A 24,387-nucleotide genomic window follows, 5' to 3' on the forward strand; every position below is an offset into this window, starting at 1 on the left:
CCGAAAACGATGGCCGGAATCGAATGGAATCCCTGGCCGGAATCAATTGGAATGGGTGGCCGGAATGAAATGGAATCACCGGCCGGAATCCCCTGGAATCAGTGGCCGGATTGCTCTGGAATACTCAACTTCATCTCACTTGTTCAATTGGAGCCGCTGTATTCCCTTTTCTCACAAACCGCCCAGAAGCGCTGAGTTGGGAGAAGGCAGTGGATTTAGCCGATACTTGTCTGTATGCCGCGAAGCGTTCTGGGCGTAATGCCTGGGTAACAATCATTTCTACAGATCTCACCATCAGCGATGACCTAACGTCTGATCTCGCCAAGCATCTGCCAGGTCTTATTAAAGAAGGAAAACTCAAAATTAAGACCAACCTGAAGGAAAATATTGTTGATTGTTGGCCCGATTGAAATCTGACGGATAAGTCTACAAATCGTTTCAAGTTGACTCGGCGGGATGAGCCCTCATCGCAAGTTAAGCCAGTGCTAATATTTCCAACTCAAACATCATATTTATGATTGAATCTAGTAGTTTTACCTTCTTACTGTTGAAGGTGAGGCTGTACCTATCTGGTTAAAGGAGATCGCCGGTGTTAAGACGATTCGGAAGAGATCAGGAACAAGGTTAACTTGGTGGTTCATTGGAAATGACTAACCTTAGCAGGGAAAATATCAACCCGAGCAATCCTCTCTTTTGACTCTAAAGTGTCTACAAAACCAGGGGCGATTCACTGCTGAAACTTACACCGGGAGTGAATTAGCTATCTCAATCATCTCTTTTCTGAGCCATTTATGCTGTTCATCGTGCTGATAGGACTGGTGCCAAATCATATACATTTTACCTGTGGTAAACGAAAACGGCAGAGGCACAGAAGTAAAATCCTTCAATTCAACAAGAGCCATTAAAGACGGCAGAGTCGCAAGCATATCAGTACCTTTAAGATATGTTGAAACACTTGAAAAATTTGGAACAGCGATTTTAACCCTGCGGCCCTGCCCATTGCTCTTTAAAAAATTATCCACCCCGTCCTTATAGTCTTGGAGAAACGAGAGCCCGATATGGTCTGAGTTCAGATAACCTTCGAGATCTTCTGGTGCCTCCCTCACTAATGGGTCATAAAAAACAGAAGTACTCAAGGTGAAGAGTTTTTTTTGCATGATGTCTGCTGCGTTGGGACAGTCGTGGCTATGAAGGTATAGACACAGCACCTACATCCAGAGATTATTTTACTTTGGGCACTTCGTTCTGCTTGATGAGTCAGCTTACCGCAAACAAGATGTACTACCAGAAACAGGGTATCAATATCCATGATTTCAGAGTGGAGCACCAGTTTGACTATCAACAGGAAAATTTTATGACACCCACCATGAAAGGTCATCTTGATGGTGTAATCACCAGGGTCATCGTAACCAGTGATGCAGCAAAAGAGTCATTAACCGACTATGCAAAACAAGCTCTCGCCATGTGTTTTGCCGGTGAAGGTATAAAAAATAAAACAGAGATGGAGTCCAACATCTATCTCAATGGAGAAGTTGTTAAGTAGAATTTCTCTGTGGCCGCCAGGTGAAGTTAAAATAATCGAGAGGCCAGGTTTTATTGCCGGCCCCTTAATTTCAGACGTAAACCAGAATTAGCGAAATGAATACGATCAAATAAAGAGGATACAATGAAAAATCTCAAGCAGATATTACTCGGTAAAAAAATGAAGCAGGAATTCAGTATCAAGGATGGAATAATGACAGTAGATGAATCATCTTGTGATGGCTGTGGCCTGTGCATTGATACATGCCCTCAATCCGCAATAAGTATGATAACGCTTTCTGCTGATGACGTTAAAAATCTGTCGTTTAAGGGGCGATTGAAAGTAAGGATTAAAGGAAATCAGAAGGCTATGATAAATCCCGATGTTTGTACGTCATGCGGGCTGTGCATAAAGCAATGCCATGCGTTTGCTGTCCACACAGTTGAGACGCAGAAGCAAACTTTTTCGTCTTATGGCAAAGAGGAATTGGTTGCCTGACTAACCAGTATAGTGAGCGGCTCTTTCCTCCGCTGGAGTGGATTGTAGGAAGTACAGGAGCAAACATATTGAGTTTCTTCATTTAAGAAAGCCTGTAGATTTCCTGCTATGCATTAGGTTCCACAAAACATAAATCTATAAGATTCATATTGCAATATTAACAATCAAGGCCAATTTGAATCTTTACACTATTCCTGTCCATGCCCCAGACTGATAGGTAGATTTTCAGCTCTATTCCTTCCCGGAAATACTTATCCATATCCAAAACCATTGACGGGCTTACCGGCATGCTTTCAACATAAATGCATGTATTGAGGCGCTCTTACAGGCAATATCGCCGTATCAACGAAAAAGTAGAAAATAGGATGAAGGTGCCCACTCTGTCATTTGAAAACGAGTAAGAAGGTAAAGCATGTAGGAGCAGTTTAATGTTTTGCAGAAATTGCTGATAAGGTTAAGTCTAACGCCAAATGGCCTATCTACTGACGTTTTCGGTGCTGAAATCCGGTTCAATTTACCTTCATCAGGGGGTGATTGCGGAAATGGCAGGAACAGTAGCAAACTCAACCCGCTAGCTTCAGAGTATACATATTCAATTAAAATCGGTAACTTAAAAGTAATATACCCAAAAGCTCAATTCGACCTTTTTACTGAAGTATGCCGAGAGGGCAGATCGTGGAGAGTTGGAGTGCTGCTGAACGGTTACTGTATTTTTTAATATTTCAATGACCCCCCACAAGAAACACTTAAAGTTGTCGATTATACATATCGGCTATTTTAGGAGTACCACAAGGCTCAAACCCCTCCTCGTGTTTATTCTTGCCGATCTGTAATTTTTCATAGGATTTCCCCCATTCTCTCATGTTCATGAGAACTGGAATCAGGTTCACGCCTGCTTCCTTGAGGCTGTACTCAACTTTAGGCGGCACTTCTCTATATACATTCCTGAATATCAAGCCATCTTCCTCGAGCTCTCTTAGCTGCTTAGTAAGCATCCTCTGGGTAATATCCGGCATACTTCTTTTTAATTCACCAAACCGCATAATGCCTTCCTGTGCAAGATGATATACTATAACAGGCTTCCACTTCCCGCCTATAACTTTAAGAGTTAATTCGAAATAGCAGCGATACGCCTTTTCATTTATCTGCTTGCTTTTGCATTTATCGACCATCGCTTTATCTCCATTAGTATACATTTTGTAACTATGGCACTTCAAGTACCGTACTTGCGGTTAGTGGTGTAACGTTTTACATAGTCTCATAAAGAAAGTCAATGTGGGTACGTAACGGGATTCAATAGTGTAGTACCTAAGAAAGGTTGAGAATATCGAGGTGATCATCTGGTACGAAAAAAATGCTGATGTTTATGATCGGCCCGTATCAATCAACAACCGCAAAGTAATACAGATGGAGGTTATCATCCAATAACACTAGGGATTGTTTTGTTCTGAATAACATACTTGTTGAGGCATAGAGTCCTCTGGAAACAGGGAAAATGTTATCGAATTTGCAGCTCTCAACAATTGCTGCGAAGTACCAAAAATCTGTAGCTCAGCTTTGTATCCGCTGGTGTCTTTAAAACGGTGTACTGCCTCTACCAAAGACCGCAACTCCATCACGAATTGAAGAAAACTTGCAAGTATTTGATTTCTCAATATCTGAGGAAGACATGAGGGAAATAAACAGTCTGGAATATTTTGGTGGCTCTGGTTTGCATCCAGGCTTAATTCCTTTTTAGAGGTAGCCGGCACATTTGAACTGAGCATTGCTCCACAATCAAATAAATAATACCGAATGGTGATGAAATGGAACTGTTAGAAGCAATTTCAACAAGAAGAAGTGTGAGGAAATATGCAGAAAAAGAAGTGGCTGATGAAATGATAGATAAGATTATAAGAGCAGCAATGACGGCTCCTTCGGCTGGTAATCAGCAACCATGGCACTTCATTATCACGCGAGACCGTGAAAAGATGAACAAAGTATCAGGATTTCATCCATACGCCTCAATGCTGAAAAACGCATCTGTTGCTATCGTTGTGTGCGGTGCCCCAAATGGTAAAAAATGGCCGGACTTTTGGCCGCAGGATTGTTCGGCCGCATCGCAGAACATGCTTCTTTCTGCACGAGATCTTGGGCTCGGCACTGTATGGGTTGGTGTTTATCCGCTGGAGGACCGGATGGAAGGAATGAGAAAACTCTTTGGCATACCTGATGACATATATCCTTTTGCTATTGTTCCTGTTGGTTGGCCTGAGGCTGAGTTTAAAGCGATGGATAGGTATAATAGTTCATTGATTCATTCTGAAAGTTGGTAATTTATAGGTTGTGCAAATGAAATATACCCCTCCAGTCTATAGACCACCCTTTGAGGCAAACTCTCTTCTGTTGCAGGTAACAGCAGGCTGTAGCCATAATAAATGTGCATTTTGCAGTATGTACAATAATGTACCGTTCCAAGTTGAACAGTTAGAGCAAATTGAAAAAGATTTAGTTGAGGCGCGACGTCTTTACCCCTCAGTAAAACGGGTGTTTCTGGTGAGTGGTGATCCCTTTGTACTCAAGGTGAATCAGCTGATTCGTATCGCAGAAAAAGTGAATCACCATTTACCAGAGGTTGAAACAATAGCGATGTATGCTTCAATCGCTAATATTACCAGCAAGAATAATGAAGAACTTAAAGCTCTACGGTCATTAAAAATCAACGATTTGAACATTGGCCTTGAATCTGGATTACCTTCAGTTGTTAAAAATTTAAATAAAGGATTTACAATCCAGCAGGCCAAGGTTCAGTGCCAACGTTTAGCAGCTGCCGGTTTCGACTTTAGTCTCAATATAATTATTGGAGCGGCCGGGAATACTATGTGGGAGGAAAACGCTCTAGCATCAGCAAAAATCATAAATGAGATACAACCGCACCTTATATTTGTTGCAGCTCTACACCTTGAAGAAGATTGCGAGTTGGCAACGAGGCTTCAACAAGGTTCGTTCATAGAGAACACTTTGCGAGAAAACATTGAAGAAGAAATCTTACTTCTGCAAAACCTGGAGCTTGATCGAACTAGGTTTTTTGCAGTTCATCCTTCGAATGCTATACCTGTCGATGGTTATCTACCTGAAGAGAAGGGGAAGCTTCTAGAGATTCTAAAAAATGGCAGAGATTCAATTGAGGCGGAATGGCTGAATACAAGAAATACTTCCTTGGTAACAGGTGGAGAGGGAGCAATACTTTTGAATCCCAAAAGATGAAAGAAGTCTACATCTTCCCATTTTACCGATTAAAATTACTACTGGTAAGCCTAGACAATCATATTAAAATAAAATTTGAGATATTACCTAATTAGGTAATTTTAGCACCTGAGCCTTGGACTTAATATTGCTAAGTCCAATATATCAAATTCGTCCATTTCTCGCTGGTTAATATAATTCCTCTGTATCCGAGAGACTGTCAGGTTAGGTAGAAACTTGATCATCAAACCCGTCAGTCCAGCTCCGGACTTTTACAACTTCGAGCGATTGTCAAAGATTGTACCCCTGTAACGACTGTTACGAGGATAAACAATGAATAACAGTTAAGACCGTTTGCATCTTTTGCGGAAGTTCTAGCCACCATTGCGTAAACAGGTTTCTGTCTTTCTGATACCAAAGAGCTGTTGTTATACCAACCCTGTACATTCCCCCGTTACCAATACCGGCACCACAACTGATGTCTGGAAAAGCGTTCATCCCTGCAACAAAAGCGTCAATTTTTTCCTGGTCCCAAGCTGTGCGGAAACGAAAAATCAAGAAAGTCGGTTTCCAGATATCCACCCCTTCGCACGAAGACCGTATTTCAATTTCTTGAATACTGTTGATCTCATTCAGAGCAGCTGTTGGGATATTGGCATCTACAGGTATTCCACCCCAGTCCTTTTGCCGGTGCGGAGTACCTTTTCCGAAAAGAAATTTTTCTTTGCCATGCAAAATTTCATAAATAAAAGAGGGAGCATTCTTTTTCCCAGAACCAAGAAAATGCTGCCTCGTGTCGGTTTGCATTGGTCTTTCTCCGTTTAAGAAAACAATAAATTTCTTAAATGCTTCATTAGCCTTTCCCGGAACTAAATGTAACCATTACGTTTTCCCCCCAGAAGTTACAATGGAGGAAAAACGTAATTACTAAAAATTTACAAATTAGTCAGTCGTTATTAATTCCGTTTAAGATTGAGGTTTGACAGGTATTCCGCCACCCCTTTTCTGGTAGGTTTCATGGCTTCATCGCCCTCATTCCAATTTGCAGGACAAACATCTCCATGTTTTTCATGGAACTGGAGCGCGCCGACCATCCGCAGGGCTTCCTCAATATTTCGACCTAGTGGTAAATCGTTAATAACAGAGTGGCGAAGTATCCCCTCCTTATCGATGAGAAAGGTACCACGCAGAGCAATACCAGCATCCAGCAACACTCCGTAATCAAGAGATATTTTTTTATCAAGATCAGCAACCAATGGATACTGAATATTCCCTATCCCCCCTTCGTTAACAGGAGTATTTTTCCATGCTAAATGGGAAAACTGGGAATCAATAGATACACCTATAATCTCGCAGTTTTTTTCTTTGAATTGATTTAAATATTTATCAAACTGTAAAATCTCTGAAGGGCAAACAAAGGTAAAATCCAATGGATAGAAAAAAAGCACCACATACTTTCCACGATAATCAGCAAGAGAAAAATCTTCTTTCAGCGTATTGTCAGGCATAACCGCTGTTGCTGTAAAATCAGGGGCTGGTTTGGTAATGAGTGGACTCATTGTCTTCTCCTCAAGTAAAGGTTAAGAGGCGTATTGATGAAACATAAAGCATGTTTATGCTATTACAATAAAATTAACCGCTAACTCATTGTGGAGCCACCGGCTGTAATTGGGGCCATATTTTTCAAGACTTCACGATGCATAAGCAAAACAGACAAGGTCCTGCTCCCTGGCCTGGCTAACCAAGCAAGTAGCGTCTATCAGAGATATTCCTTAAACAACTCTTTAGAGGCTCCGGATATAACGGCTTTATTGACCAGCATGCCATCGTCTTTGATTGTTTCCACACCTGAATTAATAGATGCTGTTACCGAACCTACATCACCGGCGAGCAGCAGGAATCCTTTCCCTCCGACAGCCATGGAAAGGTGAACTCTAAACAATGTTACCCCAGCGGCTTTTACCGCAGCATCTGCAGCACGAAGAATTGACGCCGCAGAAAAGGTTTCGATAACCCCCAAAGCATTACCTTTGGTTTTTACCAGCTCAACACAACCTGAAATTGCAGGAAATATAGCCTGGTCAATATTCGGGAGAACAAGCTGTTCAACCAAAAAGCCTTTAGAGGCTGAAAGTCCGGCTTCCATGGCTGCCTTCACTGAACCGACCTTACCACCAATAACAATCATGTACTTACCTGGACATATTGTGCGGGCAACGAGCAACTCAACATCTGCAGCCTTAAGGACGGCATCCTGGACAACAAACCCTGCCGCAATGCTTGACAACTCCAACATTCCAACTGCACCAGTCATGATATCTCCTGTCTCTCAACAACTATTGCTTTCTGGTTAATCTCAACAATAACACCGTCCACAGATGAGTGAATTTCTGCTCCGAGCTTATCCGCGACAGTGGCTATCTTTTCTCCTTTGCTTACCTGTTGCCCTTGCTTAACCACAGGTTCAGCAGGTGCACCAATATGTTGTTGTAGTCGAATTTCATATCGATTAGCTGCTGTGGTAAATTCCACCAAAGGTCCATTATCGACAAACTGCAGCAGGTCTAAGCGTTCTTTAACCCGCTTGGTAGGTGTCCTGCGATACGCTATGAGCGGATGCGCCACAGCTTTCTTATCCCCTTGAAACTGGATATTTTTCTGAATTATTTTTCTTTTGCTATTGATACAGGCCTGCGATGGATACAACCCTTCCGGACAGGCAACAATGGTGCACAGGTTGCATTCACAGCAATAAAGCGTATGTGCAGCACTGCTGTCCGGATCAACCTCTCCATTACTGAAGAGAAGGTTGCGCATGGCAAGGTGTGGTCTCACCGGGTGGCCTAGAAGGGCACGGGGACAGAGTTCACTGCAAAAAGTACATTGATCGCAAGAGGATTTACCAATTCGATTAACCTTTGTTTCAACCGCACCGGTCTTCATTTTGGTCACAAGTACATGATCCGGCGGGAGGACAATAAGCCCTCCTGTTGTTTTGGTTACAGGCTCATCAAGGTTATCAGTCAACCTGCCCATCATCGGGCCGCCCACCACCACCTCGTATACACTTAATGTTGGTTTGGCAAACTGCAGCACCTCACGAAAAGAAACGCCCAAGGGAACATCAATGGATACCGAATTTTCCACTTCCCCACCAACTGTGAGCAGTTTTGAAACCACCGGCCCACTCTTAGCGATATTGTAGAGTGTCTCTACATTTTGCACTATCACGTTTTGAGTAATAGGCAATTCACCAGGCTGAACAACTCTGCCGGTTGTCTCAAAGATGAGATTAATTTCATCTCCAGCCGGGTAGAAATCGCGAAGAGGAAAGATGATTATCGTATCAGGAATCGTCTTTGTAAGATGCTCAATAACCTTTGCATGCTTTTCCTTGACGCCAATGATAATTTTTTTTGCTCGTGCCAGTTCTGCAGCATACAAAAGTCCCTGCACAAAAAGATCAGTTTTGTGCAGCAGTATCTCTACATCTTTATGCAGGAGAGGTTCGCATTCGGCAGCATTGACAATAAGCATCTCAGCTTCACTGGTAAGCTTCACATAACAGGGAAACCCTGCTCCACCTGCACCAACAATACCTTTTTCTTTAATTTCTGCTGTTGAGATCATTGGTTATCCATTGTCTACTCAGATACCCTGTTGAACACGGTAGTAATTTCGAATCTTGTCTATAGCAGCTTTAACCGCCGAAGGGTTACCAAACAGCGCTAACATTTGAACGTGTTGCGGACAATTACCCGACACCAGTACTGCTTTGACATCACTTGCCTTTTCAGCCATGTCCGCAGCACAGTAGAGTTCAATAAGATGCGCCTGAACCAGGCCAACTGCACCCCACTTTCCGAGTTGCACCTCTTCTTTTGCTCCGGAACTGATATTATTCATCAACATCCTGATGAAGGTCTTTGAAGGTGCCTGGATAATGTCAATTTTCACGTTCTAGGCTCCAATCAATTCCTCAAACTTCTTTGCTGCCGCTTCAGCACACTGGACATCCTGGGCAACGCTGCCGCCACTTACTCCAACTCCGCCAACAACCTTTCCGTCCTGAACGAGCGGGATGCCTCCTCCAAAAATCACAACCCTGCAGTTATCAGTGGTATTGAGACCATACAACTCTGCTCCAGGCGCACAAGCAGTTGCCAAGGCTTCTGTGGGTACTTTTACAGCTAATGCTGTATAGGCCTTGTTGAGGGCAATATCCACGCTGACCAGCAAGGCATCATCCATGCGTTGAGAAGCGACCATATTTCCCCCTTCGTCAACCACAGATATAACCATGGGGGTTCCGATTTCTTCTGCAACTTTTTTTGCTGCTGCAATCATTTCCAGAGCATTGTCTAATTTACTTGCCATTTTAACTCCTCCGAGATTCAATTCTTTGAGCACAGTTGAACAATACCAAGGCATTGCATCAAATGATGCGAAACCCTTCAACCAGGACGCATCGTCTTGCACGAGTAAAAGAGCGGGCAGACGTCAAGCCTTCTCCAGTTGGTCCCGCTATGGTAAAGGAAGTGTGTCCTTCTCCACCAAGGCCAATGCCGGCATAGCAGGGACCATTCTTGACAAAAATAGTTGTCTGTACAGCCCTGGCAAAACGACTGAGATGTTCAACATTGGTGGAGTGCATTATTGCTGTATGACGATTCCCCTGCTCTACTTCCACTGCAAAATCAATAGCCTCATCTATATCCTTCACGGATACGATGGGTATAACCGGCATCATCTGCTCTTTCCAGACAAGCGGATGGTCCTTAGGAGCCCTGAATATTGCCAAACGATACTCCTCTCCTACGGTTACACCAATTTCAGCAAGAATTTTCTGCACATTTTTGCCAATACAGGCGGGATTCGCCTTACCATCCGGCGTAACCACCAAGGCTGTCATTTTCTTTTCCTCTGCCTCGTTAAGCAGGTAAGCCTTGCCTGTCTCGACCATGAATTTGATGAGGCTGTCGGCAACCTCTTCAACAACAATCACCTCTTTTTCACATATACAAAAAATATTGTTGTTGATACTGGCTCCGTTGACTATGCATTCGGCAGCCTGACGAATATTGGCAGTCTCATCAACCAGCGCCGGAGGATTGCCGGCTCCTGCACCAATGGCTTTTTTCCCTGACGAAAGCACAGCTTTCACTACAGGCTTCCCACCGGTGGCAACCAGCATATTGATTCCCGGATGGTTGATTATCTCTTTTGCGCGATCCAAAGTTGGTTCAGCTATGGCTGTGATGGTAGCCGGAGGGCCTCCTGCATCAACAATCGCTTTGTGGAGTAAGGCAACCATTTTGGCTGAGGTAGCTTTAGCACTGGGATGTGGGTTAAAAACAACCGTATTGCCGGCAGCCACCATACTGATGGTATTGTTAATTAATGTTCCTGTGGGATTAGTAATAGGAGTAAGTGCACCGATAACTCCTACCGGGGCAGGCTCAACCAATGCAAGCCCAGAGTCTCCGGTCATGGCCGTTGGCAAAAGATCCTCAGTACCGGGAGTTTTCTCTGCACAAAGGATATTTTCCCTTACCTTATCTTCATATCGACCATAGCCTGTATCTTCGATGGCAAAAGCGGCAAGTTCTTCATTGTTTTCAAGACACGCCTTTCTGATAGAGGCTATAATCTTCTCACGTTGTTTAAGAGAAAGTTTTAAGAGTTGTTTCTGCGCTGTTGCAGCACAGGCAACGGCCACATCGACACTATCATACATGCCGTCAGCTGACGGGTGATCACCTTGAGATATGGATGACTTTTCTTTAGCGGCCAACTGTTCCACAACTTTCTGGACAAGGTCTGTTATCATTTCACTTTGATTTGTCATCTTTTGTTCTCCTGTAACCCTTTTAGCTTCTTTGTTTTTTATATTATTAATTTCAGTTTGTTATCCATTGTGACTGAAATGTTCTTCACGCTAAAGCAAGCAACAGAGCACCGGTTATCATCAACACCACATGCTCGTCGCTTGGACCTTTATCCAGTTTACGCCGAATTATTTTTTCAATACAATCTGAGGAAACCTTTAGTGACTTATCCCGTGGAATGATCTTTGTAATCATTGCCGCACACGTCATCATGGTTTCAAATGTTGCCTGAACCGGGCGAGCCACCTTTTCATCTTCTTCAACAGAGCCACCACTTATCCCAATTCCACCCACAACCTGCGTACCGTCAAACAAAGGAAGTCCGCCTCCAAAAAGGATAAGCCGCCCCTGGTGCGTATTTTGGATACCGTAAAGAGGTTTACCTGGATTTGACAACTCGCCGACCATTCTTGTATCCATCCTGAGAATGGCTGCTGTATATGCTTTCGATATGGCTATTTCTCTACCGGCCGGCAGCGTGTTATCCATACATCCGAAATAGATCATGTTTCCCTGATCATCAGCAATGGAGATAGCCATTGGAACTTGTAGCTTGGTTGCTTCGCGCTCTGCTATCTTTGCTAAGAGTACCGCAACAGGATATGAAAGCTTCATTCCCCCTCCTTTACTAAAGTCTGCAAAACTGTATCTGCAATGACGGTTTCCACTTCAAGCCCCCAGGCAATTGTAAAAAGCAGGTCACTGAGGCGGTTGAAATACTGGAGTAATGTGTCTAATCCGCCAACTTCCCTGTCCAAACCGACAATGAGACGTTCACTCCGTCGACAGACAGTTCGTGCAACATGGACTGCAGCACTACTTCTCGATTCCCCAGGTACGACAAATCGCTGAGGAAGCTTGTATATGGCGGTATAGTTGTCAATCCACTGCTCGATCTTTTCAACATCGTTTGTCGTCAGTCGTACTTTCAAATTGTCCAACTTTCCTGCACAGGACAATTCTGCGCCGGCTGTAGATATGTCTTCTTGAACCTCGTAAATAACATCAGCAAAAGTGTCACCTTTCATCAGTGACCTTGCCACTCCCAAATGAGCCTGTAGTTCATCCAGGGCACCATATGCCTCTACTCGCAGGTCATCTTTTGGTACTCTTCCGCCACTAAGAAGGGATGTCGATCCTCTATCCCCTCCCCTTGTATATACTTTGGCAGTCATACCTTCTCCCCTGATCAACCAATATCCAACTGATCAATAATCCCCACGATGGTAGCATCAACAGGGCAGTTTTCTTTTGCTACCGCCTTACCGGCACTACTACCGAGGGTGACAATTACCTTTTCTCCCCGTCCTGCACCGACTGCATCCACAGCAACCATCGGGCTCCCCGCAGATTTTTTACTTTGCGGGTCCAAAGGTTGGATCACCTGAATTTTCAATCCAATCATGGCCTCATGTTTTTGGGTCGCTACCACTGTTCCGATGACTTCTGCGATGAGCATGGATTCTCCTCATTTTACTGCAGGAAAAAGTTATTTTTTCCCGTTCACACTTGTTCTATTTTGACACCTTTCTGCGCAGCCATATCCTTTGCCATGGGGGTGACAATCACCCCATCGGCGCAAACAAGATCATAGCCGTTTTGAACGGCAAAATTGATATGAGAAGCGGTCACCACCCTCCCCTTGAGGTGCTTTTTCGGTTTACCGGATGAACGCCTGTCGCTGAGAGCAGGATTATTCGGCACTGGGGGGCCGGAAAGCACCTGTTCGGGAAGGATAGTTTGCTGGGTATCAACGTTCTGCTGATTGTCAAAACATGACTCAAGAGTTATTGCCAATGCTCTCATCTCACATACAACGGCACCGTACTCTTGGATACTGGCCAACCTTACACCTAGGGCATCAACAAGAGGTTTTCTGATTCGAGAGCCGAACAAGCCACCATCTCCTGCAATTATAAGTGGCTTTCCCATGGTTACGGCATTCAACAGGAGATGCTCATGGGGTGTATCCGCCATCAGCATCGAAAGCTTTGACAGGGTATTTATACTTGCAATAGGAACAACCACCCCTTCAGCCTTGTTGAACTCATCGTGACATTGCCCCCATTGCCCAGGGTTCACAGTTTGTACATAAGGCAGCCCTTTAAGCTGGTTTTCAACGGTGTTTCGATAGGTATTGCCGGCATTTGCCGAAAAGAAAAGGTTGAGTTTAAAACCTTTCATAACCATATGCCGCAGTTGGTCGACAGCCCTTTCTACATTCCCGTTACACCCTGTGCATACAGCAAGAATAGTTTGTCGACTCCCATCAGCACCCATTTTTTTGGCCAATCTGCTTACGACTTCAATGACCAGCTTATTGATAAAATCGTTTTCCATGGCGCTTAATTGACTGTCTCTTTACTGCTTCCGCAGAAATTTTTGCACCCCAGGGCTATTCCCAGAGGCGTAACCAGGAGAGGATTGGCAGGTTTAATAGTTTTAATCCCAGTCTCTTCTTCCATCACTTTTTCAATTCTAGGAAAGCAGCTCGTCCCCCCCACCAAATAAATCCTTTCTACCTGGTGATTCTGCAAGTGAGTGTTGACAATGGCGGCCATTTTTTCGAAAACCGGTTTGACCAGATACAAAATCTCCCATTGCTTGTCAGGATCACGCTTCATACTTTCCGCTTCATTTTGCCCGACTTTAAAATGACCGGAAAGTACCAAATCCACATGGGTGCCTCCGGTTGGTTCATCTGCGGTGTAGACAACTTCCCCGTTTTTTATGATTGAAATACCGGTAGTCCCGCCACCTATATCCACTACAGCTCCATCTGTAATATCAAGAACCTTTGAAGCGGCAGTTGGCTCATCAAGCATTCCAGCTACCTCAAGACCTACAGATTCGATAACATGGCCGAATGTATTTGCATTTCTTCCGGTTGTACCGGGAGGAAATGCCACCGCAGCACTAGTAAGCGGAAAACCGGCAGCCTGAAGTTTTACCACTTGTTCCTTTAAAATCGAGATGGCCCCGACATAATCCAGAACCAGGCCATCTCGAACAAAAGACTGACTTTTGGTTAAAGCGCCGGCAACTGGCACTCCCTGATCATCAACCACAGCAGTCGCAATATAAGCCGTACCCAAATCTACCCCTGCATAAAGGGTACCTTTCCCATAACCAGGCCCATCAAGACTGAGAGTCTTCTCAAAATCCTTGATCAAACTATTTGCTTTTTCGCTAATCACCATGGTTCCCAGTCATCAATTTAGGGGGTGGCCCCACATGCTTCAGAATCTGCCAAAGTCCACAGATACGCTATGTGGCACAAACGGGTTTCACATTCTTTATTTTTTGGACTCAACACCTGTCACTTTGCTGATTGCAGCCTCTGCAGCTCCCGCAGCCCTCTCAATATCAGACTGCCGACCTCCCAGGTAGAGTCTCCCGACAGCGCCAAAAACACGACAGTCAACAAGGGTTACATTCGAGTTTTTCTCCGCCTCATTAGCTGCAAGAGCAATATAGGCAGCAGGTTGTACTTCAAGAATATACAGATCCTGACCAGGCAGAAGCATAGACGACATCCTGGAAATATTTACCATCTGCGCATGGTATGGATTTACTTTGTTGATGATTTGCGAGCTAAGGACCTTTGGCTTAACCCGGTCAGTCATCTTTTTGCCCAAGGTCTTGAGCACTGCATCACCTGCATGTTTTACATCTGCCTGCTTTGTTGAATGAAACTCAAGAACGCCGAACACCCTTTCAACAACCATCAGCCCCGGCTGAACATCGGCGGACTTGACAACGGCATTGGTTATTTCGTTAATGAGAACACCTGGAGCAATTTCAATAAATGTTGCAGCCATTCCCGGTACGGGAATATATCCTCTCGCATTGGCGCCAAGGTAGGCAGCAAACTGTGGCTGCAAACGATCAAGGTAAACAAAGGTGCGAAGATCAGTCATTTTTTACTCCTTTTCAGTGGTATCAATTATCCTTAATGCAGACTCTTTTCTACTTTCAGGATTTTCTTATTGGCTGTTATTTTTTATCAGTTGGTTTGGCTTTGCTTTTCTCTGGAGAAGATTCACCCGTTGCAGCTTTTCCCTTTTCAGCGGTTGATTGAACCGAAGGTGCTGTCGAGGTTGTTTTCCTGGTCGCAGCTTGCCGTTTCCTAAGAGGACGTTTCCGGCTTGTTACGGCTCTTTTTCGTTGTGTTGTTTTGGTGGCCGTTCTTGCCGCTCCAGTCTGTTGAGCACTTTCTGCTGCTTTTTTTTCCGTTCTTTTTTCAACTGTTCCTGTACCTGCTGCCACTTTCTTATCAGTCGTATCCGTATCATGGACTCCAGCCTCCACATCTACCGCTTTTCCCTGCGCAGATTCATTCCCTACTTGGGTCGCAACCTTTTTAGCTGGTGCTGGTTTGATCGTTCTCTTTTTAACCGTTGCTGCTTTCTGTTTTACAGAAGCTCTTGTTGTACGTTTTTTGACGGTTCTTTTTGCAACTGTTTTTGTTTGCGGTTCTTGTTGAGCTGTCGGTACAACAAGTATCTTTTTCTGTTGCTGCCCCTCATCAGCATCGTCTTGCCCTGTAAAAGGGGGAGGAGTAACGTGGTCAAAAGCTGCATGCGCTCGGGCAATCACATGGGTCGAAACAACTTCACCAACTGCGTTCGCGGCAGCGCCACCTGATGCTACTGCTGCCCGGACAGCGGCCACATCTCCTTGAAATGTTATGGTGACAAGTGCAGGCCATGTAAGTTTACACTCAAGCAGTGATACATTTGCTGCCTTAACTCCGGCATCGGCTGCAGCAATTGCAGGAACAAACCCTCGTGTTTCAATAAGCCCCAAGCTTCCCTTCATCACAAATCCGCCTTTCCTGAATTTAGTTTCCCCACGACTTCAACCACAATACGAATCAACAGCTTTAAATCGATTTCATCTGCATGGGTGTTCTGGTTTGCATTGCTTTCACCTTCGCTACGTCCTGACAACTCGGGGTACTCAACCTCAGCTGCCACAACCGGCATCAAGGGAGTTCCCTTTACAAAACGAGCAGAGTTAGCTCCTAACCTGCGTAAACTACCGGAATTATAAATATCTTCTTTTATCTCAATTAACTTTTTTTCATTGGGCAAATCTCTGTGGTGCAGAGCTGCCTCTTTAGATATTTCAACCAGACCAACCCCAACACCTAAAGAAGATGCTTTTGCAGCTTCAGCGGCAAGCTCATGCGCTGAGTTTCCCTCCACATGCTTTACCGCACACGGAATCCCTTCTTCTTCAAGGCCAAGCTGAATGAACTGCAGAGACTGGTCAGCTGAAGGGGGTGCAACATAGATCCAGACAACCGGCATGGTTTCAACAAAGGTTTGCTGCTCTTTTGTTGTCATCTGTTCACCTATGCTGGTTTGCAAGCAGTAACCCGGTAGCTACTGCATTTCTGGGTCCTTCTAATCCGCGAACATTTGCCCTGCCGACAACCACCCCGTATTCCACCAATGCATCTGAAAGCATCTTGGGTATTTCAAAGTCCAACGCTGATCCACCCACAAGCGCAACAAAATCAATAAGACGAATATTGCCGTTAGGTGCTACAACTCTGAGGGCTCGAAGTGCATTCTGGACAAAAACCTTTTCCTTGGCCTTTCTCCTCACCTCCATGATTTTGGGTAAGTGTTCCTGAGGTTCAACAGGAATCATACCTTCATCGGTTACCACTACCACCCGACCAAAGAGTCTTGGATCAATGTGTTCGCTAAAAAACTGAACACTCCCATCTTCATGACGCGCGTGAAAAAGTGTTTCGACTTTGGCCAGCGGGTTCCTTTTTATTTTTTCTGCAAGGTCGATATCATGAATATCAAGCTCGCGATCAATAAGCAGGGTGACCATGTCACCAGCCCCGGCAAGGTGTACCCGGTTAACCTCGCCTTTAGAATCAATGATTGAGGCATCGGTCGACCCACCACCTAAATCTAAAATGGCCAACGGCTTATCTGTTCCTGGTGTAGTCAAAGCGCCCATGATGGCCATATCAGCTTCGACACCACCAACCTCCACAGGAACCCGCATTTCTTCAACCAGCTTCCTTGCAAGGCGCTTCATCGGCAGTAGTTGGGTTTCCACCATGGCTGCCAGGCCAACAGCATTGCCCATTGCAAACTCACCAGCTAACCCACCAGTTACTTTGCGTGGAACAAGGGTATCAACGGCTATGATGTCCCGGACTGTGATATCACTGACAGGCTGGTCGGTGAGCTCTGCCATAACTTTACGAACATTTTCGAACATTCCGCCAACATTGGTCCCCGGCTCAGCCTGAATCTCGACAAGTGGTGCAACCTTGACCACATTTTCCATCAATACTTCAGCACCATCTTCAACCGGGACAACCGCCTTGCTTGTTTCACCAATAAGGGTGACCTTTCCAGCTGCAATTCGCCGCTCCTGGATATCACCGCGAGGCGTTTTAATAACTACAGCACTTCGTGTACCCATCAATGCTCTGGAAATAGGTACCACATGGCGAGTTTCTTCTGGAGTAAGCTTAAAAAGAGTGGCTATATCGTAGGGGTTGGAAAGTTTATCAATGCTCTTTCCCTGTTCGGCAACTTCCACCACTGCTTCCATTCCAAGTGGAATTTTGTCGATGTAGCGGACCTCATCAATAATCGGAATAGGTCTGTTCAAGCGGTTATGGATCAATACACCATCATCTTTTTGGACAATGGCTCCGCTAATAGTAAGATTGCGCTCCCAAGCCTGGTTAATTAACAGCGCTGCTTTTTCAAAGTCTACGCTACCAGCAACAATAACAATAAAGGTATCTGTTGTGGCGGCACCAGGCAGGCTTTCAATATTAATGGTTTTACCGATACCAAGCCCCAGCCCACCAGGAGTAGACGGATTATGCCCTATCATGGCCGACTCGGTAATAACGGTCTCGGTGATGGTTTCCATGGCAACATCGCCAATAACCGGCGTGGCCTCATTAAGTAGAACCGAGGAAAGCTCTTTGCGTGAAAGAGATGCTTTTTTAAGGGCAAGGTCGAGCGCGTCGATAACGCTAAACGCGTTTTTCAACGTACCCTTGATTCCAGAGGTCCTTACCAGGGAGCTGGAGAGAAAAGTTACCTCTCCACTCTCCCCGACTTTACCCAAGGCTACTTCTGTAGAATTGTTTCCAATATCCACGCCGGCTACATAGGCCATGTCATGCTACCTCTCAGGCTTTTTTTAAACGGTCCCGATTGCCGTACACCTCGCACGCTTCGCGTACGAACTCGGCACACACGGTTGCCTGATACTTGGTTTCCAACTCAGACGCCATTACCAGCAATTCTTCCCTGGTACTACGGTATGGCCGCAGGGCGTTGTACATTTCAAGTACACGCTCATCTGGAATCCGTGTCATTTCCGCAGCCCGCTTCAGATTTGAAGCAATGGATGCACGACCTGCACTTTTTGCTATTCCTGCCTGTTGCTCCAGGGTTTCCGGACGAATCTTCACATCTTCAAACTTAATTTCGCCGGAAACGACCTTTTCAAGGGTAATATCAGCAAGTCTTAGTCCGCTGGCCGATTTCACCATATCTGGTCGCTTGGTTCCCAGAGGATAATCAGCAACACTTCTTCCAGCCGTACCGGATGCAGGAGCTGCGCTTGCAGACGAACCACCGCCCATGGTTGCCATCACACTTTCGACCACACTGGCTATAAGAGCCGGATCAATCTGTTTTTGTGACATATCTCTCTTCCTTATAATGATTCAAAAATTAAACTTGCAGTTCCATTGTTGGGTGGTCCTGCTGTACCAGTTCAACTTCCTTATTGTGCAGGAGAGCTGCAAGTCCCTGGTACTTGGGCCGTGCCATTGGGTCATTTTTTACTGTAACAGGATTGGGTGTTTCACCTTTTGCATACTTGGCCGCATTACGCCCCATGTTGCGAAAGGTTTCCAATTCAACAAGGGGTGCCTGAGAAAAGAGCTCCAGATTCTGCAATGGTGGGAGGTCTTCCTGATGGATAACGCTTGTTCCCCTGGAAAGAATACCAATACCGATTCCGGATCCGCTCAGTTTTGCCGCTTCATGAGAAATAAATGCGACATCTGCAGTTTTATACACTCTTACCAAACGCGGGGTCAGTCCCTCTTCTTCAATCCCTGCTTTTACCTCTCGCAAGACTTCATTATGGGGAATATTAATGATTGTCTTGGTCATGGTGTTGCCGAATGCCGGCGGAATGCCGATAACAACTTCACCTTTATTGGTTCCCTTTGTTGCAGGCCCTATTTCATTTAAATTCAGGGGTGCAACAGTTTCGGTCGCAGAAAGGGAGCTACTTGTCTCCCCGTCCATTTGCTCAACGACCTCAAGGATGATTTCTTTCAACATCTCCTGGGAAATATTCATCTTCTACAAACCTCCTGTCCAGGTTAGATATCTTCAGGGCTGATAGCCTGAGGTATGTTCTTGAGAAGCTCCCACCGTTCTCCTTCGAGACGGTAACCGGTTCCAGGACCCTGGTAGTCGTTGGGCTGGTTAACTGCACTGATAACTTCAAAATTTTCGTCGATAATTGCTGAAGTCTGGAGGTAATCACCAGATACTTTCTGCTTAAGCATGCCAAGCACACATTCTGCGATATCAGAAAAACCATGCTTAGACAGTGCCTTAACGATATCAAGACCGGTTGTTCCTTTAGCCATCATGGCGTCAATGGCACGCAAGTCTTCAGGCATGTTACGATCACCCATATCTTTAGTGCCGTGGGCATAGGTGGCAGCCTCAACTTCCTCTTCAGTAATAGGTGGAAGTCGCAATTCTTCAAATACAACCTGAAGAGCCTTGACAGCTTTATTACGAACAGCAATAACACCCTCTTCATCAACAGGGTTGAGTCCACCATCTACCTGGAGGTCACGCTGAAGCACCAGATAATCATCGTAATCATCTACATCGTGTGTAGAGCCTGCAAACATGTTGTCATAGTTAGGAGATGCACTGTAGCCGGAAAAAATAAAATCTGTACCCGGCAGCATCTGCATCAGCATCCTAGCAGTATTTCTGATGGGAGAATGGGTGAAGGTCTGATCATTACCAGAAGCAACCTCAAGGTCATTGAGAACGGTTGCTACGTTTTCGCCAAGAATAGCTCTCACGCCTGAAGGGACAGATCCGGGAACACCAACACAGGAAATAGAACCATTCTGCAACCCCTGCACACCAGCACCTTTGGCGATCATAATGCAGCGAATTTCCAGATACAGCATGGATTTGCCCTCGGCATATCCCATCTGTACTTCTGATCCGGTACCAGAGGTGAAGCGCATCTTGATACCTCTGGAAGCATAAGCAGAAGCAAGAAATGCTTTGGACCAAGGAGTATCATCACCGTCAACAAACACCTGCTCTGTTCCGTACACGGAAACAGTTTCTGCGTACGCTGTAAGACCACGCATACCCATTTGAAGCTCAAGCGCTTCTTCCACAGCACACTGGGAAAGGGTACCAGGACGACCAACCTGTCCACCAATAAGCAGACACATGGCGTTCATTGGTGCATATCGTCCTACACCAACGGTTGTTTCTATCTCAGCAAATCCGCGATAACTTGCTTCTGCAGCATCAGCAGCCAACAAGGCTGGTGAATCTTTAACATTAGTGACGTGCGCTTGGTTGGCAGGGGTTTTACGCGGACGAAGCTTTTGCATCGCCATCATCATTTCAACCACATTGAGCCGCTTGAGAACGTCAACATATTTTGCAGGGGTCATCCCAACAGAGAGTCGAACAACATCCTTGCGCGGAACATTGATATCAACAAGCATTCTGGCAATTTCATTTGAATCCATTGCCATGGCTTCTTCAGCAACTGCAACATCTATACAGTGATCAGCGATAAAGCTATCGATCATGTCGAAATCTTTCCGGGCTTTCCCGTCAAGCTCGGCAACCTTGCCACCTTCTATTTTTATACTAGGAACCGGGTCGTTGGGGCTATCCATTGCGACAAGCCCTACATCAACCCATTCCTTGATAAAACCGTCCTTATTGACGGCTCGTTTTTCGAGTACCTCGAATCGTTTCTGACGCTTTGCCATTTTATCTTCCCTCCTTAAATGTAGGGGGTACCCATGGATTTAGGCTCTTCGCCCCATGCACCAAGTAATTGGTTGCCGACTTCTCTACCTGCAATAACAGCCTGACGCACGGCACCGGAATCCCCTGTTACCCAGATGAACACCTCGTTACTCATAGATGTTCCATGGGCAGGTGAGCCATACCCTACAACCTCTACATCTGCTGATTTAACAGCCGTATCAACCATCAGCATGCCTACAACAGCAGGAGCGCCAAGGATGAGTCCAAAAGCCTTGCCTTCCGGGGTATTGAACGCCTTTTGCAGACACTTGCTGGCACGTGCTGAATACTGGTTTTCTGTGTATCCCTGCTCATTGGCGTACACATCACCAAAATACTTTGGTAGCACATCAAGGGTTACCTCAACGGCCCTTCGTGCATCGGATACATCTTCAGCACCAAAAACAATCAAGTTACCGTGACCTGCACCACCCTTGGTATCTCTAGGCATTTCAACTTTAATGATTTCGGTGTTGGTGGCTTTAACAGCATCATCAGCCGCCATCAGGTGTGGCCCAGCTCCGACCCTTGCACCAATAACGCCGATTGAACGATACTTTTTATCAAAACCCATTAATTCATGAATTGCCGGGTCGAGGTTGGCAATAACAATACCCATGGTATCGCCCATTCCTGCACCAACAAACTCAGTAACCTTGATCAAGTCAGCTGCATCATCAAATGATGGCGGGGCTGGGGAATCGGCCGGTGCTGGTGCAGCTTCGGTTTTATCACCGCCTACTCTGTTCATTACCTCTTTCATTACTCTTTGAATCAATTCTTCTGACATTGGATATCTCCTCTCAAGTCTTTCCAGTGTTTTTCCGGTAAAACTGCGGATAAAAAATCACAGGAACAACACGTGTATTATGCTTTTTTAGCGGCTTCAGGCAGAATGAATTCTACATCTTGATGCGGTCTTGGAATAACATGTACGGAAACGACCTCGCCGACTCTCTCTGCAGCTGCAACACCTGCATCTGTTGCAGCTTTTACAGCACCTACATCTCCCCTGACCATGGCTGTCACCAGGCCGGAACCTATCTGTTTAGTTCCCACAAGTACTACATTAGCCGCCTTTACCATGGCATCAGCAGCCTCAATGTTGGCTACAAACCCTCTTGTCTCAATCATTCCTAATGCTTCTTTTGTCATAACGATTTCTCCTATGCTTTGTAATGTACTGATTTAGCTAAACAACTTTGCTAACCATATTAATAATAAAGGTTCCAACGGCGATAGCGCATGCTGGAGGATCTATATGATTACTCCCATGGTTCCAGAACAGTCGTGCCATCAGTTCCTGTAGAAGTGCTGCGAGTATCCCTACCACTCCGGCAATCAAGATTGAGTCAAATGTGAGAAAAGCGATGGCCGAGAGGATCGACTGACAGTGCCATACTGGGAATTTCTGTATTTCACCGGTGCCGAGCTCCAACGCTATCAACGATATGGCTGCCAGTGACCAACAGATAATTACAGGTACAACGGGACCACCTGGATTTGCGTAGGTTCCGCTCGCCACCATCGCCTCTTTAACGCCCATTGCCAGCCCACCGGATAGAAGACCAACACCAAGCCCGATGGTTATTAATTTGGAAGGTGATGCTGCCCAAGGGACCCAGGACAGCGAACCTTTATCCGTACCGAGTAGCCCATATTTTTTGATGGAATCCAGGTTACCCAAAGGCATCTCCTGGCAGAAAAAGGCACGTGCGGCTATTTGCATTATGACAACATCAAGGGCGATGATATCAAACGTATTGATCACAGGGATCTTTGCCAAAACCTGCAGAAGCAAGTGAGCGATAACAGCGGCCACCCCACCTACAATCAATACATCCCACGAAGTGTCTACAAGGGGAGAAAGAATATCTTTACCTGTTGCTGAGGCCAGATTCTTTTTCACACCTGCGGCATACGTTACAGCAACACAACCTGCGACAAATCCCCCCACATGCGGTCCGAAAATAGGGCCCAAACCAACTTGTAATAGAATAAATTCCGACCCACCGCTCATAATGACAACGCACCCTACGAGTACAACCAGCCCGCAGATCACGAACGAAAACAGTCCTCCAAGGGCGGCACCCACTACTCCTCCTCCGAAGCAGATTAATAAAGTGCTTAAACTCATAGGATCCATTTCACTTGCCTCCTTTACTAAGTTTTTTTAGATGAACAGATACATTCCAAGGAATATCAATGAACTTATTCTTGTACGGCCGAAGCAGTTCCAGACTGTTATGGCTGGAACAAAAGAACATCGCATGCCTGCTCTTCTTTTACAGGAACAATTCTAAGTCACTAATTAATCAACTTTGTAAAGGGATAACAATCCCGTCAAAGGAGGAAATAGCATCCCCCTTTAAGGGGAGAAAAAGGGGATATGAGGGGGTGAAATTTAAATTGGAAGGTGTCTTTTTACAAAAGAATGGGAGAGGAAAATCAAAGAAAACAGAGATTTTTATTCTGATTGAGAGGTTTTATTTTTATCCAGAAAATAATTAATTTTTTTAATTATTTCATAATGTTCTGTGTTTTTCATAATGTAGCCATCGGCACCGGCAGCCATAAAACATTTAATAATGTCATCATCTCCAAATGTCGCCAGCATAACGATTTTCATCCCAGGAATAACCTGGCGAAGACGGACTATATTTTTTTCAGCCGAAGGACCAGGAAGTGCTGAATCGATTATTGAAAGATCTGGAACAGAAGAACAGATACCTGACACGGCTGCTGTTGCATTTCGAGCTTCTCCTACAACTTGAAAATTACCTATCTGCTCAAGTTCTATCTTGAGACTGACTCGAAATAGAGGATCATCTCCTGCTATAAAAATTCTTTTACTCTTCATTTTTTTCTCAAAAAAAAGCACCTAAAATAATGGTGATCTAATACATATTTTTAACAATGGTATTCAATTTACTTTTTGACAGCAGGGTATTTACTCTGGATTTTTCATCAATTCAGGCGGCGTCAAATTCAAAATTTTTGGTAGTGAATAGGGAAGCGTAGACTCCGGGGAAGCGTATATAGTAGCCTATATTCATTGTATAAATACTGATGAAAATGATACTGGATGGACTAACTTTTAGTGAACATTGTGAAAAACTTTCAACTTCATCGTAGTTTGTATACCATA

Annotated in this window: 31 protein-coding genes and 1 pseudogene; 7 read left to right on the forward strand and 25 right to left on the reverse strand. The window is 45.0% G+C overall.

The window, feature by feature from the left end; translation table 11 throughout:
- Both JWH17_RS09365 and JWH17_RS09370 read left to right on the forward strand, forming a co-directional pair.
- The coding region (locus JWH17_RS09365) for a hypothetical protein (RefSeq protein WP_205222346.1) at positions 1 to 195 on the forward strand (195 nt) is incomplete at its 5' end.
- A 14-nt stretch (positions 196 to 209) separates the two neighbouring features.
- Positions 210 to 410 (forward strand): hypothetical protein, encoded by a 201-nt coding sequence (locus JWH17_RS09370; protein ID WP_205222347.1) that lies wholly within the window; start codon positions 210 to 212, stop codon positions 408 to 410.
- A 330-nt stretch (positions 411 to 740) separates the two neighbouring features.
- Here JWH17_RS09370 and JWH17_RS09375 read toward each other — a convergent pair whose 3' ends face one another.
- Positions 741 to 1,157 carry a LysR substrate-binding domain-containing protein gene (locus JWH17_RS09375; protein WP_205222348.1) on the reverse strand — a complete coding sequence of 139 codons (417 nt, stop codon included), beginning with the start codon at positions 1,155 to 1,157 and terminating at the stop codon, positions 741 to 743.
- Positions 1,158 to 1,195: 38 nt separating this feature from the next.
- Between JWH17_RS09375 and JWH17_RS09380 the strand changes: the two genes are divergently transcribed.
- Together JWH17_RS09380 and JWH17_RS09385 are read left to right on the forward strand one after the other, a co-directional pair.
- Complete coding sequence (locus JWH17_RS09380; RefSeq protein ID WP_332468399.1) at positions 1,196 to 1,543, forward strand: OsmC family protein; 348 nt, start codon at positions 1,196 to 1,198, stop codon at positions 1,541 to 1,543.
- 123 nt (positions 1,544 to 1,666) lie between these two features.
- Positions 1,667 to 2,020 carry an ATP-binding protein gene (locus tag JWH17_RS09385; RefSeq protein ID WP_205222350.1) on the forward strand — a complete coding sequence of 118 codons (354 nt, stop codon included), beginning with the start codon at positions 1,667 to 1,669 and terminating at the stop codon, positions 2,018 to 2,020.
- A gap of 746 nt (positions 2,021 to 2,766) precedes the next feature.
- On the opposite strand, the gene JWH17_RS09390 is transcribed toward JWH17_RS09385, so the two are convergent.
- Positions 2,767 to 3,192 carry a winged helix-turn-helix transcriptional regulator gene (locus tag JWH17_RS09390; RefSeq protein ID WP_205222351.1) on the reverse strand — a complete coding sequence of 142 codons (426 nt, stop codon included), beginning with the start codon at positions 3,190 to 3,192 and terminating at the stop codon, positions 2,767 to 2,769.
- 278 nt (positions 3,193 to 3,470) lie between these two features.
- On the opposite strand from JWH17_RS09390, the pseudogene JWH17_RS24600 reads away from it, so the two are divergent.
- From JWH17_RS24600 to JWH17_RS09400, 3 genes and pseudogenes are all read left to right on the forward strand, one after another.
- Positions 3,471 to 3,758, forward strand: a pseudogene (locus tag JWH17_RS24600) (aldo/keto reductase); the annotation flags it as partial.
- A gap of 67 nt (positions 3,759 to 3,825) precedes the next feature.
- Complete coding sequence (locus JWH17_RS09395; protein WP_205222352.1) at positions 3,826 to 4,335, forward strand: nitroreductase family protein; 510 nt, start codon at positions 3,826 to 3,828, stop codon at positions 4,333 to 4,335.
- A gap of 16 nt (positions 4,336 to 4,351) precedes the next feature.
- On the forward strand, positions 4,352 to 5,266 hold the full coding sequence (locus JWH17_RS09400; RefSeq protein ID WP_205222353.1) for a radical SAM protein: 915 nt from the start codon (positions 4,352 to 4,354) through the stop codon (positions 5,264 to 5,266).
- Positions 5,267 to 5,563: 297 nt separating this feature from the next.
- Here the strand turns inward: JWH17_RS09400 and JWH17_RS09405 are convergent, their stop codons facing one another.
- From JWH17_RS09405 to JWH17_RS09515, 23 genes are all read right to left on the reverse strand, one after another.
- The gene (locus JWH17_RS09405; RefSeq protein WP_205222354.1) at positions 5,564 to 6,052 is read right to left on the reverse strand and encodes a hypothetical protein; all 489 of its coding nucleotides are present in this window, start codon (positions 6,050 to 6,052) and stop codon (positions 5,564 to 5,566) included.
- A 149-nt stretch (positions 6,053 to 6,201) separates the two neighbouring features.
- On the reverse strand, positions 6,202 to 6,804 hold the full coding sequence (locus JWH17_RS09410) for a peroxiredoxin (protein ID WP_205222355.1): 603 nt from the start codon (positions 6,802 to 6,804) through the stop codon (positions 6,202 to 6,204).
- A 200-nt stretch (positions 6,805 to 7,004) separates the two neighbouring features.
- Positions 7,005 to 7,559: a BMC domain-containing protein gene (locus tag JWH17_RS09415; protein WP_205222356.1), complete on the reverse strand. Its 555-nt coding sequence runs from the start codon at positions 7,557 to 7,559 to the stop codon at positions 7,005 to 7,007.
- A complete protein-coding gene (locus JWH17_RS09420) occupies positions 7,556 to 8,875 on the reverse strand; it encodes a 4Fe-4S dicluster domain-containing protein (RefSeq protein WP_205222357.1) in 1,320 nt (439 codons plus the stop codon). Before JWH17_RS09420 ends, JWH17_RS09415 begins: the two co-directional genes overlap by 4 nt.
- 18 nt (positions 8,876 to 8,893) lie before the next feature.
- Entirely contained in the window at positions 8,894 to 9,202 is a 309-nt protein-coding gene (locus tag JWH17_RS24070) for a BMC domain-containing protein (RefSeq protein ID WP_205222358.1), read from the reverse strand.
- Positions 9,203 to 9,205: 3 nt separating this feature from the next.
- Complete coding sequence (locus JWH17_RS09430; protein ID WP_205222359.1) at positions 9,206 to 9,622, reverse strand: GlcG/HbpS family heme-binding protein; 417 nt, start codon at positions 9,620 to 9,622, stop codon at positions 9,206 to 9,208.
- Positions 9,623 to 9,680: 58 nt separating this feature from the next.
- Complete coding sequence (locus JWH17_RS09435) at positions 9,681 to 11,093, reverse strand: aldehyde dehydrogenase family protein (RefSeq protein ID WP_232371012.1); 1,413 nt, start codon at positions 11,091 to 11,093, stop codon at positions 9,681 to 9,683.
- Positions 11,094 to 11,178: 85 nt separating this feature from the next.
- Positions 11,179 to 11,748 (reverse strand): GlcG/HbpS family heme-binding protein, encoded by a 570-nt coding sequence (locus JWH17_RS09440; RefSeq protein WP_205222360.1) that lies wholly within the window; start codon positions 11,746 to 11,748, stop codon positions 11,179 to 11,181.
- A complete protein-coding gene (locus JWH17_RS09445) occupies positions 11,745 to 12,308 on the reverse strand; it encodes a cob(I)yrinic acid a,c-diamide adenosyltransferase (protein WP_205222361.1) in 564 nt (187 codons plus the stop codon). The genes JWH17_RS09440 and JWH17_RS09445 overlap by 4 nt, the downstream gene beginning before the upstream one ends.
- A 14-nt stretch (positions 12,309 to 12,322) precedes the next feature.
- The gene (locus JWH17_RS09450) at positions 12,323 to 12,592 is read right to left on the reverse strand and encodes a EutN/CcmL family microcompartment protein (RefSeq protein WP_205222362.1); all 270 of its coding nucleotides are present in this window, start codon (positions 12,590 to 12,592) and stop codon (positions 12,323 to 12,325) included.
- Between the two features lie 44 nt (positions 12,593 to 12,636).
- On the reverse strand, positions 12,637 to 13,473 hold the full coding sequence (locus JWH17_RS09455) for a flavoprotein (RefSeq protein WP_205222363.1): 837 nt from the start codon (positions 13,471 to 13,473) through the stop codon (positions 12,637 to 12,639).
- A gap of 5 nt (positions 13,474 to 13,478) precedes the next feature.
- Positions 13,479 to 14,333, reverse strand: coding sequence for an ethanolamine utilization protein EutJ (gene eutJ / locus JWH17_RS09460; protein WP_205222364.1), 855 nt, complete (start codon positions 14,331 to 14,333; stop codon positions 13,479 to 13,481).
- A gap of 96 nt (positions 14,334 to 14,429) precedes the next feature.
- A complete protein-coding gene (locus JWH17_RS09465; protein ID WP_205222365.1) occupies positions 14,430 to 15,053 on the reverse strand; it encodes a hypothetical protein in 624 nt (207 codons plus the stop codon).
- A 76-nt stretch (positions 15,054 to 15,129) separates the two neighbouring features.
- Complete coding sequence (locus JWH17_RS24075; RefSeq protein ID WP_205222366.1) at positions 15,130 to 15,954, reverse strand: BMC domain-containing protein; 825 nt, start codon at positions 15,952 to 15,954, stop codon at positions 15,130 to 15,132.
- Positions 15,954 to 16,484, reverse strand: a complete 531-nt coding sequence (locus tag JWH17_RS09475) for a glycerol dehydratase reactivase beta/small subunit family protein (RefSeq protein WP_205222367.1) — start codon at positions 16,482 to 16,484, stop codon at positions 15,954 to 15,956. The genes JWH17_RS24075 and JWH17_RS09475 overlap by 1 nt, the downstream gene beginning before the upstream one ends.
- Positions 16,485 to 16,488: 4 nt before the next feature.
- Positions 16,489 to 18,306 carry a diol dehydratase reactivase subunit alpha gene (locus JWH17_RS09480; RefSeq protein ID WP_205222368.1) on the reverse strand — a complete coding sequence of 606 codons (1,818 nt, stop codon included), beginning with the start codon at positions 18,304 to 18,306 and terminating at the stop codon, positions 16,489 to 16,491.
- 13 nt (positions 18,307 to 18,319) lie between these two features.
- Positions 18,320 to 18,826, reverse strand: coding sequence for a diol dehydratase small subunit (locus JWH17_RS09485; protein ID WP_369125052.1), 507 nt, complete (start codon positions 18,824 to 18,826; stop codon positions 18,320 to 18,322).
- Positions 18,827 to 18,869: 43 nt separating this feature from the next.
- Positions 18,870 to 19,508, reverse strand: coding sequence for a propanediol/glycerol family dehydratase medium subunit (locus tag JWH17_RS09490; protein ID WP_205222370.1), 639 nt, complete (start codon positions 19,506 to 19,508; stop codon positions 18,870 to 18,872).
- Positions 19,509 to 19,531: 23 nt separating this feature from the next.
- On the reverse strand, positions 19,532 to 21,199 hold the full coding sequence (locus tag JWH17_RS09495) for a propanediol/glycerol family dehydratase large subunit (RefSeq protein WP_205222371.1): 1,668 nt from the start codon (positions 21,197 to 21,199) through the stop codon (positions 19,532 to 19,534).
- 14 nt (positions 21,200 to 21,213) lie between these two features.
- Complete coding sequence (gene pduB / locus JWH17_RS09500; protein WP_205222372.1) at positions 21,214 to 22,029, reverse strand: propanediol utilization microcompartment protein PduB; 816 nt, start codon at positions 22,027 to 22,029, stop codon at positions 21,214 to 21,216.
- A 77-nt stretch (positions 22,030 to 22,106) separates the two neighbouring features.
- A complete protein-coding gene (gene eutM, locus JWH17_RS09505; RefSeq protein ID WP_205222373.1) occupies positions 22,107 to 22,394 on the reverse strand; it encodes an ethanolamine utilization microcompartment protein EutM in 288 nt (95 codons plus the stop codon).
- Between the two features lie 37 nt (positions 22,395 to 22,431).
- Positions 22,432 to 23,385, reverse strand: coding sequence for a DUF7973 family transport facilitator (locus JWH17_RS09510; protein WP_205222374.1), 954 nt, complete (start codon positions 23,383 to 23,385; stop codon positions 22,432 to 22,434).
- A gap of 321 nt (positions 23,386 to 23,706) precedes the next feature.
- Positions 23,707 to 24,099 carry a response regulator gene (locus JWH17_RS09515; RefSeq protein WP_205222375.1) on the reverse strand — a complete coding sequence of 131 codons (393 nt, stop codon included), beginning with the start codon at positions 24,097 to 24,099 and terminating at the stop codon, positions 23,707 to 23,709.
- Positions 24,100 to 24,387: the final 288 nt, after the last annotated feature.

Source organism: Desulfogranum marinum, assembly GCF_016918565.1.
GTDB lineage: Bacteria > Desulfobacterota > Desulfobulbia > Desulfobulbales > Desulfobulbaceae > Desulfogranum > Desulfogranum marinum.

Bases quoted from the DNA above. Each gene is read 5' to 3' on its own strand.
- JWH17_RS09375 (WP_205222348.1), bottom strand. From the start codon at position 1,157: ATGCAAAAAAAACTCTTCACCTTGAGTACTTCTGTTTTTTATGACCCA.
- JWH17_RS09385 (WP_205222350.1), top strand. From the start codon at position 1,667: ATGAAAAATCTCAAGCAGATATTACTCGGTAAAAAAATGAAGCAGGAA.
- JWH17_RS09390 (WP_205222351.1), bottom strand. From the start codon at position 3,192: ATGGTCGATAAATGCAAAAGCAAGCAGATAAATGAAAAGGCGTATCGC.
- JWH17_RS09395 (WP_205222352.1), top strand. From the start codon at position 3,826: ATGGAACTGTTAGAAGCAATTTCAACAAGAAGAAGTGTGAGGAAATAT.
- JWH17_RS09400 (WP_205222353.1), top strand. From the start codon at position 4,352: ATGAAATATACCCCTCCAGTCTATAGACCACCCTTTGAGGCAAACTCT.
- JWH17_RS09405 (WP_205222354.1), bottom strand. From the start codon at position 6,052: ATGCAAACCGACACGAGGCAGCATTTTCTTGGTTCTGGGAAAAAGAAT.
- JWH17_RS09410 (WP_205222355.1), bottom strand. From the start codon at position 6,804: ATGAGTCCACTCATTACCAAACCAGCCCCTGATTTTACAGCAACAGCG.
- JWH17_RS09415 (WP_205222356.1), bottom strand. From the start codon at position 7,559: ATGACTGGTGCAGTTGGAATGTTGGAGTTGTCAAGCATTGCGGCAGGG.
- JWH17_RS09420 (WP_205222357.1), bottom strand. From the start codon at position 8,875: ATGATCTCAACAGCAGAAATTAAAGAAAAAGGTATTGTTGGTGCAGGT.
- JWH17_RS09430 (WP_205222359.1), bottom strand. From the start codon at position 9,622: ATGGCAAGTAAATTAGACAATGCTCTGGAAATGATTGCAGCAGCAAAA.
- JWH17_RS09435 (WP_232371012.1), bottom strand. From the start codon at position 11,093: ATGACAAATCAAAGTGAAATGATAACAGACCTTGTCCAGAAAGTTGTG.
- JWH17_RS09440 (WP_205222360.1), bottom strand. From the start codon at position 11,748: ATGAAGCTTTCATATCCTGTTGCGGTACTCTTAGCAAAGATAGCAGAG.
- JWH17_RS09445 (WP_205222361.1), bottom strand. From the start codon at position 12,308: ATGACTGCCAAAGTATATACAAGGGGAGGGGATAGAGGATCGACATCC.
- JWH17_RS09450 (WP_205222362.1), bottom strand. From the start codon at position 12,592: ATGCTCATCGCAGAAGTCATCGGAACAGTGGTAGCGACCCAAAAACAT.
- JWH17_RS09455 (WP_205222363.1), bottom strand. From the start codon at position 13,473: ATGGAAAACGATTTTATCAATAAGCTGGTCATTGAAGTCGTAAGCAGA.
- eutJ (WP_205222364.1), bottom strand. From the start codon at position 14,333: ATGGTGATTAGCGAAAAAGCAAATAGTTTGATCAAGGATTTTGAGAAG.
- JWH17_RS09465 (WP_205222365.1), bottom strand. From the start codon at position 15,053: ATGACTGATCTTCGCACCTTTGTTTACCTTGATCGTTTGCAGCCACAG.
- JWH17_RS24075 (WP_205222366.1), bottom strand. From the start codon at position 15,954: ATGAAGGGAAGCTTGGGGCTTATTGAAACACGAGGGTTTGTTCCTGCA.
- JWH17_RS09475 (WP_205222367.1), bottom strand. From the start codon at position 16,484: ATGACAACAAAAGAGCAGCAAACCTTTGTTGAAACCATGCCGGTTGTC.
- JWH17_RS09480 (WP_205222368.1), bottom strand. From the start codon at position 18,306: ATGGCCTATGTAGCCGGCGTGGATATTGGAAACAATTCTACAGAAGTA.
- JWH17_RS09490 (WP_205222370.1), bottom strand. From the start codon at position 19,508: ATGAATATTTCCCAGGAGATGTTGAAAGAAATCATCCTTGAGGTCGTT.
- JWH17_RS09495 (WP_205222371.1), bottom strand. From the start codon at position 21,199: ATGGCAAAGCGTCAGAAACGATTCGAGGTACTCGAAAAACGAGCCGTC.
- pduB (WP_205222372.1), bottom strand. From the start codon at position 22,029: ATGTCAGAAGAATTGATTCAAAGAGTAATGAAAGAGGTAATGAACAGA.
- eutM (WP_205222373.1), bottom strand. From the start codon at position 22,394: ATGACAAAAGAAGCATTAGGAATGATTGAGACAAGAGGGTTTGTAGCC.
- JWH17_RS09510 (WP_205222374.1), bottom strand. From the start codon at position 23,385: ATGGATCCTATGAGTTTAAGCACTTTATTAATCTGCTTCGGAGGAGGA.
- JWH17_RS09515 (WP_205222375.1), bottom strand. From the start codon at position 24,099: ATGAAGAGTAAAAGAATTTTTATAGCAGGAGATGATCCTCTATTTCGA.